Below are 13,488 nucleotides of genomic sequence, written 5' to 3' on the forward strand. Positions count from 1 at the left end.
TAGGATTTCCGACAACCTCGCGACACACAACCGCGCTCGCGCGAACACTTCCCGACAGGTAGCAAGAATTGCGAACGTCTCTCAAACTCAACGCCACACCACTTCGCTCGGTCACACGGATCGATCACTCCTGTCGACGGCGTGTTCTCAACACCGCTTACGTGCAGCGCGAAGGAATCAGTGCGACCCCTGTTGCAGCCGGATCAGGATCTAGCATTCGGGCCGAAAGCAGGCTCTGTTTACCTCGCACTGTCCGTGCACCACGCAACCAAAAACTCGAGCTTCGATCATTCCGCCGCCGCTCATCCAAGATGAGATGCAGCTGGCGCAATGACCTCGATCAGAGGCGTCCTAACCCCGACAAGCAGCGCCCCTATCTGCCCCTCATTCACGACTTGTCGATGGGGCGCAGCATTGGACGCGGCAAAACATCGGGATCGTTGGCGCCCTGCATGTCTATCACCGGCTAGGGAGCGGTTTTCTCAGTAGTCGGAAGGCACATCGATCTGTTCGTCGTACATCGCTGCGCCGGAGGCATCGTCCAGATGCGTGGCCTGAAATTGTCATTCACGCGGAACACCTTGCCTCATCGGGACTTGGCGACGCCACAGGCTCGACCGCATAGCAAGATTGACCGCGGGGCCGGGGCAAGGTGGAAGTGGTGGGGAGTTCCAACAATGTCGGTTTCGCCAGGCTGTTCAGCCACAAATCCATCGGCTCGCTCCTGGGTATTGGCTTCGATTGCGCGCTCTAACGCCATCACGATCGAAGACGGCTACTCAGTGCGTGCAGACATCTCTGCGATCAATGCTCAGATCCGCCAATCTGCTGCAACCGCTTGCGGCCTCGTGAATGATTTTGCATCTCTTCCCGGCATAAAGGGCCCGCTCGGCATCGCCGGCGACGTATGCAGTCACCGTCGGGTCATCGCATTTTTCAATCTCATGATAAGTATGTCACCGGGATTGATCGCCCGCCACCACGCTCCGCTTCGTCGCTGCCGCACTTTGGCGCTCACGCCAAGGCGGACGTCTGTCAGTTTCGTCGAACCTCTTGGTCAACCGTGACGCGCTTAAGGTCTTGGCGTGTATGGACGAGAGGCGATGAAATGCGAATTCTCCTGGTTGATCATCATGCGGACTTTGCCCGTGCTGTGAAGGAAGCGCTCCCCTATTGCGGGTTCGCAGTTGACGTGACACGCACGCTGGATGAGGCGGCGGCCGCGCTGGATTGCGCCAACTATCACATTCTTTTGCTCGAATTGGTTCTGCCCGATGGAGACGGCTTGGATTGGCTGAAGCAGCTGCGGCGCGAGGGACGCTCGATGCCGGCCATTATGATGAGCAGTCTCAACGATCTCGGCCGGCGGATTGCGATCTTCAATGCGGGCGCGGACGATTTCCTCCCCAAACCCGTATCGACCGAGGAACTCATCGCACGCATGCGGGCCATTCTGCGGCGGTCGACGCAAATGACGGCGCCGCTCGTGACATTCGGCAATCTGCACTTCGACCCCATTGCGAGGCAAGTCGCGGTCGGTGGTCGGATACTGAAGATTGCCCGCCGCGAAGTGTGCATTCTTGAACATTTGCTCAACCGTGCCGGCCGCACCGTGCCGCGCGCATCACTGGAGGACAGCCTGTACGCGTTCGACGATGAGGTCTCGACCAATGCGCTGGAAGTCGGGATCTATCGCCTGCGCACGCATTTGAGCCAGTCGGGTGCGACGCTCAGGATCAAGACCGCGCGCGGCGTCGGTTACACCCTTGAACTCATTGAGGCAGCCTCGGCTGCCTGATTAAATCGAACTCGAAAGCAACAATCCCTTGAAGGTCATTTACAATGCTGCCGGCACCGATGAGCCGTCGATGGTCGCCAGCGCGTCGCGCTCTGCCGGTTTATCTCGCCTCTGCTACGTCCTGTGCGGATTTGCTATGCTGTTTTCATCTGCTGCGGCAGCCGAGATCAAGCGGGATGGCAAAGGAGAACCGCCACGCGCGGCGCCGGGCGGCACCTCCGGCACGCTGAACCTGACTTCTTCACAGGGCAAGACAGTTCATCTGACCGCTGCGGCGACCAGCATCTTTGTTGCTGACCCGACGATTGCGGATTATCAGGCACCGTCGAACACGACGATCTTCGTGTTTGGCAAGAAATCCGGACGGACCAGCCTCTTTGCCCTGAACGAAAACGGCGAGGCTCTCGCCGAGCTGCGCGTGGTCGTTACACAGCCGATCGAGGACCTGCGAGCAACGCTTCGAGCCGAGGTTGGCGACTATCCGATCCACGTGAGCTATACCCCACGCGGCGCTATCCTAAGCGGTACGGCGCCCAATGCCGAAGTCGTCGAGACCGCCAAGAAAGTTACCGAGCAGTTTCTTGGGGCCGGGTCACTGGTCGTCAACAAGATCCAGGTCGCCGGGTCGTTGCAGGTGAATCTCAGCGTACGGGTCGCAGAAGTCTCCCGCAGCGCCGTCAAGGATCTCAATATCCATTTCACCGCATCCAGCCCGAACGGCGCTTTTCTGATCAGCGGCAAAGATGGCGGGTCTGGCGCCGCCGGCGGCGGCGGCACGATCGGTATCGGGTTCAGCGCCGGCAATACCAATCTCAGCGCTGTTCTCGACGCGCTCGCCAGCGAACACCTCGCCTCGATCCTGGCTGAGCCGAATCTGACGGCGATGTCCGGCGAGTCCGCAAGCTTCCTGGCCGGCGGCGAATTCCCCATTCCTGTGATGCAGGATAATCGGCAGGTTTCGGTCCAATTCCGCCAGTTCGGCGTGAGCCTCGAATTCGTTCCGACGGTTCTCAACAATAATCAGATCAATGTCCGTGTGAAGCCCGAAGTCAGCGAGCTGTCGAGCGAGGGCCAAGTCAAGATCAATGGCATGGAAGTCCCTGCCCTCTCGACGCGGCGGGCCAGCACCGTGGTCGAGCTCGCCAGCGGTCAGAGCTTTGCAATCGGCGGCCTGATCAGGCGCAACTTCAACAACGACATCGGCGAATTTCCCTGGCTCGGCGACGTGCCGATCCTCGGCGCGCTGTTTCGCTCCTCATCGTTTCAAAAGCGCGAAACCGAGCTTGTCATTATTGTCACGCCTTACATCGTGCGGCCCGGATCGAACCCGAGCCGGATGAGTGCGCCGAACGATCGCATCGCACCGCCGTCGGACGCGGGCCGCATTTTGACGAATACGCTGGCGCGACCGCCAAAAGACCGCGATGCGCCCCGCACCAGCGCACCAGGATTGACCGGCAGCGCCGGCTTTATCATCGAATGAGGATCGTCAAATGACCTTGCGACGTCTGTGCCATTTGATCGTTATGGCGGCAACATTAGGTGGATGCGCAAATAGCGCTTCGGTCCGTTCCGAGCCGGCTGAGCAAGCGATCCAGGTGGAGCAGAAGAGCAGCGTCTTGTTCCTGCAGAGCCTTCGTGGCTCCGAAAGGCATCGGCTGCGGAGCTTCATTGCGAGTGCCAGTGGCGGCCGGCGGGATGCACTCCATGTCGATGTCACCGGCTCTCCCCGGCTCATTGCACAAGTGGCTCACGAGGCCCGTGCCATGGGCATTGCCCCCTATAACATCCGCCTTGCTGCCTCCCCGCTCGATCTGCCCGCCCGGTTCGGGGTGCGGATCGAGGCCATCACCTTTGAAGCCCATCCTCCTATCTGTCCATCGCTTTCCATCGTCGGGCCTGCAGTAAACGATAATTCATTCGATCCGACCCTTGGCTGCTCGACCAGAAACAATCTGGCAGTCATGGTCAACGATCCGCTCGACTTGCTGGACAATCGATCTGTCATAATAAGTAGTGGCGATCGCGCCGCCATTCCTGTTGCCAGCCACGGCAGCTTTGCCCCGCCCAACAAGAGCAAAGGGGAAGATGGAGCGAGCAACAGGGCAACGGAAGCCCCCGCGGCGGCGACGAGTGACGTACAGCCCCCTCGATGAGGGGCTGCCACCTAGCGCCACCGTCAAGATGATCCAGCGTTTTTTCCGTCCCGATTGATTGCGGAACGGGGCTCTAAATTTTCGGTCTGGCGCGTTTCTTCACGCGAATCGGGACCCGCTTCGCCCGCAAGCACTCTAGACCAGCCCGCCAGCGTGAAGCGCTTTTGCGACCGCCTCGAAATATTGCGAAGGAACCGGGTTGCCGAGCTTTGCTGTGCCGAGCAGCTGTCGCGCCAGGACGTCGTCATCCACAATCTTGAGGACCAGCGCGCGCGCCTCGCCAAGCAGTTTGGAAGCAGTTTCGCCCTCGCCACGGCAGACCAGGACAGGCACACCGGTTTCGCCGCGAACATACCTCAACCCAACCAGGGTTGTGGACCCCCTTAGGATCAGGTTGGCGCGATGAACGCCAAGCGGAGCCTCGTTCGCGGACTCCTGGCGCAGACGCCGGTGTTCACGCTTCACCTGCGGATTGCCTTGTTGTTCCTTGTTCTCGCGCTTGGCCTCGGTTTCGGTCATGCGCATCTCCTGCAGGAACAACCAGCGCTGGATCAGAAGATCAATCAATCCGCCAACGAGAAACGCCCCGGCGGCAATCCCGGCCAGCAGCTTGACTTCGGTGAAGACAATTCCGAGACAGCCCATGCCGCAGACCGGCAAGTACACCAGTGCTTTCCAGCTTGCGGTCACGGTGAGGAAAAAGCACGTCCCGAGGAGCACCACCTTAACCAGCGTCTTGCCAAGCTCGATGGCCGATCGTTTCGATGCGATCCGCGTCAAGCCCTTGATGGGATCCAGTTTCTCAAGTTTCGGTTTGAGTGGCTCCAAAGCAAACATGAAGCCGCCATTGGCCAGAACATTGGCCAGAAGGGCAGCTGCCACGGCAGCCGCGAGCAAAGGCCCGACCGTTGCAATCGAAAGTTCCAATAATCCGCTGAGCGCCTGCGGAACAGCGCTCGTGAAAGGCTGGTCCTGCAGTTTGTCGATCAGCCGGACCGTTTCATGCCACTTGTCTTCGATCGCTCCCGCTCTCCACCACAGGCAGGAAAAACCAGCGCAGGCGCTGACCCCGCTCACCAAATCCGAACTGCGCGCGCTCTGCCCCTTTTTGCGTGCATCGCGCAGCTTCTTGGGTGTCGGAGGAAGCTTTTTCTCCTCGCTCGTGCTGCTCATTTCAAGAGCTTCTTGAAATGCTCGAGCACGTTGTTCGACGTCAGGATTTCGGCTCCCGCGTATTCGAGGAGATAGACGGTGTAGCTGACCATGATGATGCCGAAGGCGACATTCTTGATCGTAGGCGAAAGATCGTTCAGCTTGAGCTGCGATGCAAAGCGGCCGAGCATCATGACCGACACGTCGATCAACAGCAGCAGGGCCAGCACGGGCCCGGCGACCAATAGCGTCGTCAGCATGATATGATCGAGAAGGGTGAGGCATTCCATTGCCCCTTGTGCCGTGACCGCAGGCAGGAACTGATACACGGGCCAGATCAGATAGCTGCCATAAAGACTGCTCACCATGGTCTGGAGGCCGCCGACCAGAACGAAGATCGTGACCGCAGTGACACCGAGAAAAAGCCCGGTTCCTGACGCCTGGCTGTGCGTCGCAGGATCTTCCGCCGCGACCTGGCTCGAGATTCCTCTCTGGGTATCGATGATGTCGCCGACTGCCTGGATACTCCATAGGGGAATGCTGAGCAGGATGCCGAGCAGAAGGCCGACGAAGACCTCCTTCAAACCGAGCATGGTGACGCTGACCAGACGCGTGTTCGGGTCTAGCGCCTCCAGGCCCAGCCTGATCTGCGCCAGGCACGGTAATCCGATCGCAATCGTCAGGCTGCCCCGAATCAGGCCGCTGATACGCGGCCGCGTAAAAACAGGAAGCACAAGCATGATGCCCAAGGCGCGGGCCGCGCTTAGGCCGGTTGCCGCGACAAGTTCGATTCCTCCCTGGACGAGAGCGTGCGCATCGGTGGGTGACAGGCCAGCCATCCAGGTCCCGCTAGTATCTTGCGGTGAGTGCAGGAAACTCGCTGAAAATGCGCTCGGCTTGTTCGATGAGCGGAACACTGAGCACAGGAGAAAAGCCGGCGAGCACGGCGACGACGACCAGAAGCTTCACCGTCAGGGGCAAGGTTTGATCCTGGAGCTGGGTTGCCGCCTGGATGAGGCCAATGATCAATCCCGAAATGAGAGCTGCGAGGAGCGGCGGCAGAACCCAGATCATGAAAAGCACGAGCGATTGGCTCAGGTGCATGAGGATGCTGGCTTCGTTCATTATCAACCTCCGGGCGTCGTATAGCTTAATACCAGCCCGTGCATGAGACGTGACCAGCCGTCGATGGTGACGAACAGAAAGAGCTTGAAGGGAACAGATATCACCGTCGGCGACACCATCGACATCCCCATGGCCATCAAAATCGTCGTGACGATCAGGTCGATGGTGATAAAGGGAAGATAGAGAAGAAAACCGATTTCGAAGCCGCGCTTGAGCTCCGAGATCAGGAACGACGGCACAAGAATCACAAAATCATCAGCCGTGGCACTGCCGCGCATCTCCTCCGACCAGACATGTTCGGTCGATGACAGGAAAAACCGGCGCTGCTCTTCATTGGTGAACTTCTTCAGATGGGCGCGCAGCGGCTCCTGCCCCTCCTTGGCGGCCGTCACCCAGTCATCGAACGTTTGGTAGCGGAGTTGCGGATCCGTCAGGCGGTTATAGGTCTGCTCAAACACCGGCGCACTGATGAAGACCGTCAGGATCAGTGCCGCCCCGTACAGGACGATGTTGGGCGGTATCGATTGGGTTCCGAGCGCGTTGCGCACCAGGAAGAGCACAACGGAGACCTTTATGAAAGCGGTCGTTGTAACGACTGCGAAGGCGAGCAGGCCGAGGCCGACCGTGATCGCAAGAAGCGCCAGGATGCTGGGTTGAATCTCAGTCATTGACCGCCAACCTGCCGCGTAACCTGACGGCAAGTTCCTCGCCGACCCGCACGATATCGCCGCGGCCGATACGCTGCCCGTTGGCAAGGATATCGATGGGGCCCTCAAGCGACCGGCCGAGTTCGAACACATGGCCTTCGTTGATGCTTCGCAAGGTTCCAATCGACATCGGCCAGCGGCCGCATTCGAATACGAGCGTGATCTCGAGACTGTCGATATCGGCCTCGGAGGGGAGCTGTTGCGCTTGGGGATGTGTCGTCATGTGTCCATTTTTCAGGGGGTGGGATTGCGAGCGGAATGGCCCCCGCAGGACCAGCCTGTCGCCGGCAATCTCCGCAGGGGCCCACAATGCGCCCGCAGTCAGGATGACCTGCCCTCGAGCAAGCGGAATAGCGTCCGGCAGCAGCGCATCGCCTTGCTGTGCCTGACGAACAAGGCCGATCGTGATGCGGAGCGAGCCAACCTGGCCTGCGACAATGACAGGCAGTTCAGAACGAAGCTTGGGCGTCTGTCGCGGCAATCGGCCAAGCAGTTCGCCCAGGACGCTGAACGCTGGCGGAACCAGAGCGTCAAGAGACGAGAATAAAACCAGGCGAGCCTTGCTCGTGAGCTGACCATAGGCGACGTCGAATTCCAGGTATGGACCTGATTTCGCCGCTTCATCGGTGCGGAGAAGCTGCAAATGCCGCTGCATCAGTCGCTCCAATGGAGCGAGCAACGGCTCTAGCGCCAGTTCAAGCACCAGCGAACGCGTCGGCTCGGAAGGTAAGCTCAGGCCGTTCTGTACGGTCGCAATCAGCGCTTCGGCAAGCGGGACGGGCAAGGACAAGACGAGCATTTCGCCGCCGGCGTCAAAGACGCAATCAAGCATCGATGTCTCAGTCGGCTCGACCTGCCAGACAAGCCGGTTTATACGCAGCGATAGCAGCTTGTCGCCGAGACGGCTTTGCAGAGGTCCGCGGAAAACCGCGATCTCGTTGAGCCACGAGACCACAACATGCGAGAGGGTCAGCCGCGGGCTGAATGGCACCGATCCATCCGGCCTCTGGGTCGCAGGCGGCGCCTGCCCCTCACGGCACGCTGGCGCTAAGGTAGGGGTATCGGCCATCAGCTCGGCTCGTCTCCCCTTTGGACGGACGCGCCTCTGCGGTAGCGAAGCAACACCTCATCATCGGCTTCGATTTCCGTCGCGGCTTCAACACGAGCATTGGTGCTTCGCTCAACGTCACGCTCGATCTCTTGCCATTTGTGGCACGCCGCCGAACGTTTGGCCCAAAGCGTCCGCGCCTCAAGGACTGCAGTCTCGGCCTGATCTTGAGCGGAGCGCGCCTCGTCAAGAACCTGCTGGGCTGCCGCGATGTCCTCTGTGAGTCGGCCGATGATAAGATGATGGCGGCGCTCGAGTTCGCTGACGGATATCGCATCGTCCGATAACATCTGCCGATAGAGCTCGGCTTCAATACTTGCGCGGTGTCTTTCGGCATTTGCAAGCTGCTCGCAAGCCTGTGCGACAGCTTCATCTGCGATGCGGCGCTTGGCTTCCATGTTAGACAGCTCACGAAGGGCACTCCGCTCCCGCATGTCCTTCACCAGCCGCAATTTCGAGGCATGAACACAGTTCATGCGGTCAGACGCGACATCCATGCCACCGTCTCCTCAAAATTGCATGCTTCGTCCTGGCCCTGACGCAGGAACGTGCGCAACTCCTCGATCGAGGCGATCGCCCGGTCGGTCAGCGGATCGGAGCCTTGCTTGTATTCGCCGACCTTGATCAAGAACTCGGCCTCAGCGTAGCGCGAGAGCAGATCACGGAACAAGGAAGCGGCCTTGCGATGCTGAACAGAAACGATGGCATCCATGACGCGGCTTCGGCTCGACAGCACATCGATTGCCGGAAAATGCTCTCGCGAGGCTAACGCGCGCGAGAGAATGATGTGCCCGTCAAGAATGCCGCGTGATTCTTCGGCGATTGGGTCGCCCATGCCGTCACCTTCGACAAGCACGGTATAGAAGGCCGTGATGGAGCCATGCTCGCCCATGCCGGCCCGCTCCAACAAGCCCGGCAGCAGCGCAAAGACGGAGGGCGGAAATCCGCGCCGGGTCGGAGGCTCTCCTGCGGCAAGGCCGATTTCGCGCATCGCGCGGCTAAAGCGTGTCAAGGAATCCATCATCAGAACGACGCGCAGCCCCTGATCACGAAAATATTCGGCCAGCGCCGTCGCCATATGGGCGCACTGCGCCCGCTCCATGGCCGAACGGTCGGAGGTCTCCACAACGACAACCGAGCGGCGGAGCGCTTCGCCAAGATGGCGCTCGATGAATTCACGCACCTCTCGGCCGCGTTCACCGATCAACGCGACAATCGTGACGTCGGCGGCTGCACCCTTGACGATCTGCGACATCAGTGTCGACTTGCCGCAACCGGCGTCTCCATAGATTCCGATCCGCTGGCCTTCTCCACATGTCAGGAGCCCATCCAGGACACGAACGCCGAGCGGAAAAGACTGTTCGATACCGCGCCGTTTCATCGGGTTAGGCGCCTTACCACGCAGCGGACGCGCTTCGCCAGCCTTTATGGGGCCCTTACCATCGAGCGGACGACCGAAACTGTCGATCACGCGGCCGAGCAAATCGGGGCCGACCGGCACTTCCTGCATTCGCCCGGTCGTGACGACTTCCGCACGGTTGGACAAGCCGACCATGTCACCGATCGGCGTAAGTAACACCCCGTCCGGCAACAAACCGATCACCTCGGCCTCGAGCGACCATCCGCTGCGGGGATCCTGCAAGAGGCATAGTTCCCCAACCCTGGCCTCCGGCAGGACGGCATGGAGCAGTGTACCGATCGCCCGCGTGACCCGACCGCGGACGGCACGCGTGTCGATATGCTTAGCGGAAGATCTCAAGGATGACAGTGCGGCGTGGACTGCCCCTTCTTCAGCCGCAGCATTATGCGTCGGTCGTTGCGTGGTCATGGCTCACCTTCGTGCGAAGGCAAGCCAAACCCCAAACGAAGCGCGCGGAGCTGCGCGGCGAGTCCGAGGTCGACATTGCCAAACTCGCTCCACAAAACGCATTGGTCCGCCGCGAGCGCCGGATCCAGCTCGATCCTGACCTTGGGCCGGCCATCCTGTCCGTTGTAGGCTGCGAATTCGCTGGCAAGCAGATCGGCCTTTAAGGGCGATACGTGAAGGCAAACTTCCGTGTTCTTGTACTTTTGCTCGATCGCGTGACGAATACTGCGTACCAGCATCTCTCCCGGATCAAAGGAGCCAAGCAAATCGCGCACGATCTCAATGACCAGTTCGGGCAACTGCTGCTCCAGAACGGCTTTTCGCTGCGCGAGTTCACACGCAGCCTGCGCAATCAGTTGCGTCATTTCCTCTGCGCCCGCCTTGACGCCCTCGGCATGGCCGCGCCCCCGTTCCCGCTCATAAGCTTTGCGTCCCCAGCTGCGAACACGCTGCAGGTGCCGTCCGGCAGCAGCCCGAGCGTCTAGGGCGTCATGCCAGATCTTGAGCTCGGCTGCCGGGATCAGAGGTCCAAGCGGGCGGAACTGCGGGGTCACAGGCAATGCTGGGACGTCGACTGTCATATCGTGGTAGCCTCCGCCCGCAAATGGGTCATAACCAAGGAGAGCAGCGGGCCTGCGGCACAACCGTGCTCAGCCGCCGGATTGTCCGCGGCGGTCCCAACGGGCAGGCGTAGAAGCACGCGGATACGGTCGAGCGCTGGAGCCTTGTCGAGCCAGGCGCCAAGACAGGCATGCCCATCGTGTTCGATCTGTCGCGACAGGCGCTCCGGATCGGCAATAGGCGTTGTTGCGACCGCACTGGATAAATGCCGGATGGCGAAAGCATGCGCTTCAGCACCGATCATTTCGACCAAAATTGACAGATCGTGCTTTGAAACCAGCTTCAGGACGGAGCGTGCATGCCAGATACTGCCGGCGAACATGGCAGCCCGCCGCGGATCATGCCCGAGCAAAGGATCCTCGCTCCAGCCAGCTCCGCCCACATCGACTTCGTGGCCGACCAGCAGTGCGGCCAGTCTTGGCTGCAGCCTAAAACTCTGCTGTAGTCGGAGCAACGTGGCCGGCGACAGCAGCGGATCAAGACAGGCAGCAGAACGGCTCGGATGGATCGAGGCAACAAGCTCACGCAATCGATCGGAAGCCAGCGTGAACGAACGATTGGGTTCGACGGGAGACATTGATACCGACATGAGCGTCCTGGCTATGTCGCATCAGACATGATCTTTTTACCAGCAGCCTGAACGGCGGGCACATTCGAACGCCTGCTGAACATGGTCAGTTTGCGCGATGATTGCCCGAACTGACGAAGACGCGCACCGAGCAACACATAAGATGCAATGACGAATACGGCGCCGGTGCCTCCAACTCCAAGCGCAAGCCACGGCGTTGAAGTAGATTTTGCGGGTTGAGCTGAAGCGGCTGCCGGCGACGCTGGCTGCTCAAGCGGAGTTCGCTCAACCGGCACGAAGACCACAGCCACCTTGTCGTAGGACAGCCCTTCGATGCTGTTGGCTACGAGCATCTTGATCTGAGGCAACAGCGCCGAGAGCTTTGCGTTGGAGCCATGCCGGATGAAAACCGACGCTGAGGAGGGGGTCGCATCTTGCCGCAACAGATCGTTTTTAGGAAGGACCACGTGGACCCGGGCGGAAAGGACGCCGTCGATATCGCTAATGGTGCGCGACAATTCTTCGCTGAGGGCATAAACGTAACGGGCCCGCTCCTCGATCGGGGAAGCAACGAGGCCCGATCCCTTGAACACCTCGCCAAGATTCTTGAAAGATTGGCGCGGCAGCCCCTCAACATTCAGCAAGTCAATCGAATAGGCGAGCTGCCTTTCCTCGACCTGGATCGTGCTGGTCCCATCCTTGGCGACAACACGAGCTGCATCGACACCCTTGCCAAGAAGAAGCGCTAGCATCTCATTGGCTTCACGCTCCTGAATCTTACTGTAGAGATCAGCTTTGCAGCCGAGCAACGGAACAAGAAGGGGCAGAGCAAGGCAAACGCGAAGCCGTCGCCACGATTGACGGCTGCCGCTACCCGCACTGCACATCACACCAGGCATCAGCTTCATTCAGCCCGCCGAAAGCAGCTTGTTCAGCGACGAACTCACGGCGCTGGTGCTCTTAGAGACAAGGGACACCTGAACGACGTCCCGGTAGACATCCCGCAGATTCACCACCATCGAATCGAAATCTGCCGCTACCGGTTTAACTGTCTCATGCGCGCCGATGTCGAGCGGCTGCAATAGCGGCTGCGCGGCAGGTCCGGGCTGGATGACGCTCGGCGCAGACGACACACTACCGACCGCCGGAGCACCGACATGACTGTGGTACATGGTAGAAAGCGCTTGAAGGATGCGATCGCCCGGCGGATTCGCTAGCGTGTTCGTGCGCTGCACTTCCGATACCGGCGGAACGACTGCGGCTCTATCTGCGACCGATGAGGTGGCACTCTGGTCGGAGGCCGCTTGCGCAAGAGACTGCTCAAAGTGCGCCTGCTCGCCGGCGGCTGCCGGCGAGCAGGCATTGGCAAGACAGTCGGCTGAATTGGGTGAGATCGGCGTTGCGCCTAACATCATATAAGGAGTCATTGCGCTCGTTGATGAAACCAGGCGTTGTCTGACACTGAACGGATCAAGATCGTAGTACGGTGAGCTGACGAAAACCTGACGAGGATGCGCCGCCTTGCGTCATCTAAAGATCACGTTTGGCGTCCAGGCTGGACCGAAATTCCAAGTTTAATTCTCAGAAGGCCTTCAGGAATGTTTGTCCGATCCACGATGGTATTGAAGAGAATTCTTTACGCCGGAGGTTTCATCTGTCTTGGAATGGTCAGCGCGCTTGGCGCCCCCCTCTCGCTGCCGTCGGCCCCTTATAGCTACACGGTTTTGGACCAGGACCTTTCTGCCGCGCTGCAGGAGTTTGGCAACAATCTCAATATCAGGGTCAATGTCAGCACTGAAGTGAAGGGCCGGATTCGCGGACGAATGCCGGACCTGCCACCGCGCGAATTCCTCGAGCGTTTGACCAACCTTTACAATCTTCAATGGTATTACGACGGCCTCGTTCTTTACATATCCGCGGCCCACGAGGCGCAAAGCCGACTGATGGTGTTGAGCCCGATCAGCTTCGATGCGTTCAAGACCGCGCTCGATGCGCTCAACATCTCCGATGAACGCTATATCGTGAAACCGGCCCCCGGCGATGGCCTCGTCCTGGCTTCGGGCCCGCCACGCTTCATCGCGCTGGTGGACCAGACGTTGAAGGGCCTTGTGGCGGAGGCGCAGGCGCGGCGCAATCCTGCCGCCGCCGAAGGGCCGCCGCGGGATTCGGTTTTGATGTTGTTTCGCGGCTCCTCGAGCGTGGTTATTCGGGACGGACGCCCGGAAGGGCATTATTCGCCCGACGCGCCGCATCAGGACGGCACCGTGCGGGAGGCTGGCACGGGCCAGAAGTGACTAACCGATGCGAAATGCCGCGCGGCGAACAGGATGGAAGTGGAGCGTCGACCATGATGAGAGGGCTACGCCGGGCTCGTGACGCAGGGAGG

General features: G+C 60.0%; 16 protein-coding genes. 5 read left to right on the plus strand and 11 right to left on the minus strand.

The annotated features are described in order from the left end of the window. The first annotated feature begins 677 nt into the window (after positions 1 to 677). Genes QJT82_RS40515 through QJT82_RS40530 form a run of 4 tightly spaced genes read left to right on the plus strand, consistent with a single transcriptional unit; the run spans position 678 to position 3,954 of the window. Positions 678 to 1,067: a hypothetical protein gene (locus tag QJT82_RS40515; protein ID WP_125459152.1), complete on the plus strand. Its 390-nt coding sequence runs from the start codon at positions 678 to 680 to the stop codon at positions 1,065 to 1,067. 41 nt (positions 1,068 to 1,108) lie between these two features. Then, positions 1,109 to 1,798, plus strand: a complete 690-nt coding sequence (locus tag QJT82_RS40520; RefSeq protein ID WP_026192327.1) for a response regulator transcription factor — start codon at positions 1,109 to 1,111, stop codon at positions 1,796 to 1,798. Positions 1,799 to 1,826: 28 nt separating this feature from the next. After that, on the plus strand, positions 1,827 to 3,281 hold the full coding sequence (locus QJT82_RS40525; protein ID WP_028343877.1) for a type II and III secretion system protein family protein: 1,455 nt from the start codon (positions 1,827 to 1,829) through the stop codon (positions 3,279 to 3,281). 10 nt (positions 3,282 to 3,291) lie between these two features. Continuing rightward, on the plus strand, positions 3,292 to 3,954 hold the full coding sequence (locus tag QJT82_RS40530) for a CpaD family pilus assembly lipoprotein (RefSeq protein WP_080583568.1): 663 nt from the start codon (positions 3,292 to 3,294) through the stop codon (positions 3,952 to 3,954). Positions 3,955 to 4,089: 135 nt separating this feature from the next. On the opposite strand, the gene QJT82_RS40535 is transcribed toward QJT82_RS40530, so the two are convergent. The 11 genes from QJT82_RS40535 to QJT82_RS40585 form a co-directional block, all read right to left on the minus strand. Further along, positions 4,090 to 5,127, minus strand: a complete 1,038-nt coding sequence (locus QJT82_RS40535) for an EscU/YscU/HrcU family type III secretion system export apparatus switch protein (protein WP_028343879.1) — start codon at positions 5,125 to 5,127, stop codon at positions 4,090 to 4,092. Then, on the minus strand, positions 5,124 to 5,945 hold the full coding sequence (sctT, locus tag QJT82_RS40540) for a type III secretion system export apparatus subunit SctT (RefSeq protein ID WP_028343880.1): 822 nt from the start codon (positions 5,943 to 5,945) through the stop codon (positions 5,124 to 5,126). The genes QJT82_RS40535 and sctT overlap by 4 nt, the downstream gene beginning before the upstream one ends. Positions 5,946 to 5,955: 10 nt before the next feature. Then, positions 5,956 to 6,231 carry a flagellar biosynthetic protein FliQ gene (locus QJT82_RS40545; protein ID WP_028343881.1) on the minus strand — a complete coding sequence of 92 codons (276 nt, stop codon included), beginning with the start codon at positions 6,229 to 6,231 and terminating at the stop codon, positions 5,956 to 5,958. Positions 6,232 to 6,233: 2 nt separating this feature from the next. Further along, positions 6,234 to 6,899 carry a type III secretion system export apparatus subunit SctR gene (gene sctR / locus QJT82_RS40550; RefSeq protein WP_028343882.1) on the minus strand — a complete coding sequence of 222 codons (666 nt, stop codon included), beginning with the start codon at positions 6,897 to 6,899 and terminating at the stop codon, positions 6,234 to 6,236. Beyond that, positions 6,892 to 7,893, minus strand: coding sequence for a type III secretion system cytoplasmic ring protein SctQ (gene sctQ, locus QJT82_RS40555; protein WP_028343883.1), 1,002 nt, complete (start codon positions 7,891 to 7,893; stop codon positions 6,892 to 6,894). Before sctQ ends, sctR begins: the two co-directional genes overlap by 8 nt. Before the next feature lie 113 nt (positions 7,894 to 8,006). Next, the gene (locus tag QJT82_RS40560; protein WP_028343884.1) at positions 8,007 to 8,543 is read right to left on the minus strand and encodes a hypothetical protein; all 537 of its coding nucleotides are present in this window, start codon (positions 8,541 to 8,543) and stop codon (positions 8,007 to 8,009) included. Continuing rightward, on the minus strand, positions 8,519 to 9,874 hold the full coding sequence (gene sctN / locus QJT82_RS40565) for a type III secretion system ATPase SctN (protein ID WP_028343885.1): 1,356 nt from the start codon (positions 9,872 to 9,874) through the stop codon (positions 8,519 to 8,521). Before sctN ends, QJT82_RS40560 begins: the two co-directional genes overlap by 25 nt. After that, positions 9,871 to 10,494: a type III secretion system stator protein SctL gene (gene sctL / locus QJT82_RS40570; protein WP_028343886.1), complete on the minus strand. Its 624-nt coding sequence runs from the start codon at positions 10,492 to 10,494 to the stop codon at positions 9,871 to 9,873. Before sctL ends, sctN begins: the two co-directional genes overlap by 4 nt. After that, complete coding sequence (locus QJT82_RS40575; protein ID WP_244436014.1) at positions 10,491 to 11,111, minus strand: nodulation protein NolU; 621 nt, start codon at positions 11,109 to 11,111, stop codon at positions 10,491 to 10,493. Before QJT82_RS40575 ends, sctL begins: the two co-directional genes overlap by 4 nt. 23 nt (positions 11,112 to 11,134) lie before the next feature. After that, on the minus strand, positions 11,135 to 12,010 hold the full coding sequence (sctJ, locus tag QJT82_RS40580; RefSeq protein ID WP_080583567.1) for a type III secretion inner membrane ring lipoprotein SctJ: 876 nt from the start codon (positions 12,008 to 12,010) through the stop codon (positions 11,135 to 11,137). Further along, positions 12,011 to 12,529 (minus strand): nodulation protein NolB, encoded by a 519-nt coding sequence (locus QJT82_RS40585; RefSeq protein WP_233475196.1) that lies wholly within the window; start codon positions 12,527 to 12,529, stop codon positions 12,011 to 12,013. It abuts the gene before it with no gap. A gap of 171 nt (positions 12,530 to 12,700) precedes the next feature. On the opposite strand from QJT82_RS40585, the gene QJT82_RS40590 reads away from it, so the two are divergent. Continuing rightward, on the plus strand, positions 12,701 to 13,396 hold the full coding sequence (locus tag QJT82_RS40590; RefSeq protein WP_026192322.1) for a hypothetical protein: 696 nt from the start codon (positions 12,701 to 12,703) through the stop codon (positions 13,394 to 13,396). Positions 13,397 to 13,488 lie beyond the last annotated feature (92 nt).

It is taken from the genome of Bradyrhizobium sp. Mp19 (assembly GCF_029952935.1).
Taxonomy (GTDB): Bacteria; Pseudomonadota; Alphaproteobacteria; order Rhizobiales; family Xanthobacteraceae; genus Bradyrhizobium; species Bradyrhizobium elkanii.

Excerpts from the sequence above, each read along its gene's own strand:
- QJT82_RS40515 (WP_125459152.1), top strand. The coding sequence starts at position 678 with ATGTCGGTTTCGCCAGGCTGTTCAGCCACAAATCCATCGGCTCGCTCC.
- QJT82_RS40520 (WP_026192327.1), top strand. The coding sequence starts at position 1,109 with ATGCGAATTCTCCTGGTTGATCATCATGCGGACTTTGCCCGTGCTGTG.
- QJT82_RS40530 (WP_080583568.1), top strand. The coding sequence starts at position 3,292 with ATGACCTTGCGACGTCTGTGCCATTTGATCGTTATGGCGGCAACATTA.
- QJT82_RS40535 (WP_028343879.1), bottom strand. The coding sequence starts at position 5,127 with ATGAGCAGCACGAGCGAGGAGAAAAAGCTTCCTCCGACACCCAAGAAG.
- sctT (WP_028343880.1), bottom strand. The coding sequence starts at position 5,945 with ATGGCTGGCCTGTCACCCACCGATGCGCACGCTCTCGTCCAGGGAGGA.
- QJT82_RS40545 (WP_028343881.1), bottom strand. The coding sequence starts at position 6,231 with ATGAACGAAGCCAGCATCCTCATGCACCTGAGCCAATCGCTCGTGCTT.
- sctR (WP_028343882.1), bottom strand. The coding sequence starts at position 6,899 with ATGACTGAGATTCAACCCAGCATCCTGGCGCTTCTTGCGATCACGGTC.
- QJT82_RS40560 (WP_028343884.1), bottom strand. The coding sequence starts at position 8,543 with ATGGATGTCGCGTCTGACCGCATGAACTGTGTTCATGCCTCGAAATTG.
- sctN (WP_028343885.1), bottom strand. The coding sequence starts at position 9,874 with ATGACCACGCAACGACCGACGCATAATGCTGCGGCTGAAGAAGGGGCA.
- sctL (WP_028343886.1), bottom strand. The coding sequence starts at position 10,494 with ATGACAGTCGACGTCCCAGCATTGCCTGTGACCCCGCAGTTCCGCCCG.
- QJT82_RS40575 (WP_244436014.1), bottom strand. The coding sequence starts at position 11,111 with ATGTCTCCCGTCGAACCCAATCGTTCGTTCACGCTGGCTTCCGATCGA.
- sctJ (WP_080583567.1), bottom strand. The coding sequence starts at position 12,010 with ATGAAGCTGATGCCTGGTGTGATGTGCAGTGCGGGTAGCGGCAGCCGT.
- QJT82_RS40585 (WP_233475196.1), bottom strand. The coding sequence starts at position 12,529 with ATGACTCCTTATATGATGTTAGGCGCAACGCCGATCTCACCCAATTCA.
- QJT82_RS40590 (WP_026192322.1), top strand. The coding sequence starts at position 12,701 with ATGTTTGTCCGATCCACGATGGTATTGAAGAGAATTCTTTACGCCGGA.